The sequence below is a fragment of the Methylobacterium sp. Leaf118 genome, from assembly GCF_920984675.1.
Lineage (GTDB): Bacteria > Pseudomonadota > Alphaproteobacteria > Rhizobiales > Beijerinckiaceae > Methylobacterium.
Genome location: NZ_CAKLBV010000133.1, coordinates 1 through 2,066, shown reverse-complemented (window position 1 = coordinate 2,066; position 2,066 = coordinate 1). Strand labels below are relative to the sequence as shown.

Genomic DNA, 2,066 nt, shown 5'->3' with positions numbered 1-2,066 from the left:
GGCACGATCAAGGCGAACTTCCCGACCCGGATCTCCTTCCAGGTGACGAGCAAGATCGACAGCCGCACGATCCTGGGCGAGATGGGCGCGGAGCAGCTGCTGGGTCAGGGCGACATGCTGTTCATGGCCGGCGGCGGGCGCACGACGCGTGTCCATGGCCCGTTCTGCTCGGACAGCGAGGTCGAGAGCGTCGTGGCGCATCTGAAGCGCCAGGGCCGGCCCTCCTATCTCGAGGCCGTGACCGCGGAGGAGGGCGAGGGGCCGGCCTCCGGCGCCCCGGCCGAGGAGGGGGCGGTCTTCGATGCCGGCCAGTTCGGCGGCGGCGAGGGCGGCGATCTCTACGATCAGGCGGTCGCCGTGGTGATGCGCGACAAGAAGGCGTCCACCAGCTACATCCAGCGCCGCCTGCAGATCGGCTACAACCGCGCCGCCTCGCTGATGGAGCGGATGGAGACGGAAGGCCTCGTCGGCCCCGCCAACCATGCGGGCAAGCGCGAGATCCTGGTCGAGACCGAGGGGCAGGGCTACTGAAGCCTCGTCACCGGCCGCGCCGCATCGAGGCCAGCAGGAAGACGAGGGCGACGCCGCAGGCCGTCGCGGCGGGGGAGGCCCCCTGCTCGAAGGCGCCCGCGAGCGACGCGCCGGCGACGTCGCCGAGATTCATCGCCGCCATGAAGATCTGGAACTGCGTCGCCGACACGCCCTCCGCCCGGCTCGCCAGCACGACGGTCGGCTGAAGCGCGACGTAGAGCAGGGCCGGGACCACGCTCGCCAGCCCGAGGATGACCGGGCCGCCCCGCGCCTCGAACCCGCCGAGGACCAGCAGCGCGATGACCGCGAAGGCCGCCGCGCAGGCGAGGCACAGCCGACGCAGGGCCGGGGCGGGCCCGGCCCGATCGACGGCGACGCCGACGAGCCCGGCCCCCACGGTGCCGCCGAGGAACGCCAGCATCGCCTGCACCTGCGACAGCGCCCCCGCGTCCCACCCGCGGTCGCGCACCATCGCCACCGCGAAGGGCACCTGGAACAGCGAGAGGGCGAAATCGATTCCGAAGCACGCAGCGAGCAGCAGCGCCGCCTCGCGATGGCGGAACACGGCGAAGACCCGAAGGACGCCCCGCAGATGCGCTGCCAGCGCCCGCGGCGTTCCGGACAGGATCCGCGCGACCGATCGCGGAGGCGGCGCGATCCGCAGCAAGGCATCTCCCGGCCGCTCGCGCACGAGGCCGGCGGCCACGGCGAGGGCGGTGCTCAGGCCGAGGAGCATTGCGGCCGCGCCGGGAATGCCGATCTCCGGGAGCAGCCAGCCGAACAAAGCAGCCCCGAGGGCGGAGCCCGTGACGAAGCCGGCGCGGGTGCAGGCGCTGACGCGGCCGAGTTCGTCCTCCGGTACGCTCGCCACGATCATGCGGTCGGTCGCCGTGTCGGCGAGCGAGGCGCAGAGGCTGTGGAGCAGGAGGACCATGCCGAGGGCGGCCGGATCGGGTCGCGTGCCGAGGAGCGGCAGCAGGCACAGGGCGATCTGGCCTCCGAGCAGCCCGCGGACGAGCCAGACACGGCGCGCGCCCATCGGATGCGGCGCAGCCCGGTCGAGGAGGGGCCCCCACAGCAGCGGCTGCAACACCCAGGGCAGGCCGACGAGGGCCAGGAGCGTGCCGACCGCGCTCGTGCCATGACCGTTCGCGACGAGATGGTTGGCGAGCGCGAGCGTCGCGAAGCCCGCGACCGATCCCTGGTAGAGATAGAGGCCGGTGAATACACCGACGCGCCCCCGCCGGGTCAGCAGGCTGGGCGCCCACCCAAGATCTTCAAGCGGCACGGGACGACATTGGGCGACCTCCACCCGGACAGGGTGACGGCCGCCCGCGCGCCCCGCAATGGGGCGCAGGGTCTCTCACACCCAGCGGTCCGGACGAGGAGCGACGGTCCTGTTCCGAGTGTCCGGCGGACGCCCGCCGCCCCGCCGTCGTGGGGGGCATCGCCGATGGGTCTAAATAGAAACTGTCTCTTCGGGTGTGATGGCACATGAGAAGCCGAGGCGCTCGATCTGTCGCGCGAGAGCCTTG

Annotated in this window: 2 protein-coding genes; one reads left to right on the top strand and one right to left on the bottom strand. The window is 72.7% G+C overall.

Features of this window, described 5'->3' with window-relative positions:
- Nucleotides 1–531, top strand: a 531-nt coding sequence (locus tag LW587_RS23860; protein WP_332839857.1) for a DNA translocase FtsK, incomplete at its 5' end; no start/stop codon positions are given.
- 7 nt (nt 532–538) lie between these two features.
- Here LW587_RS23860 and LW587_RS23855 read toward each other — a convergent pair.
- On the bottom strand, nt 539–1,819 hold the full coding sequence (locus tag LW587_RS23855; RefSeq protein ID WP_232632050.1) for an MFS transporter: 1,281 nt from the start codon (nt 1,817–1,819) through the stop codon (nt 539–541).
- Nucleotides 1,820–2,066: the final 247 nt, after the last annotated feature.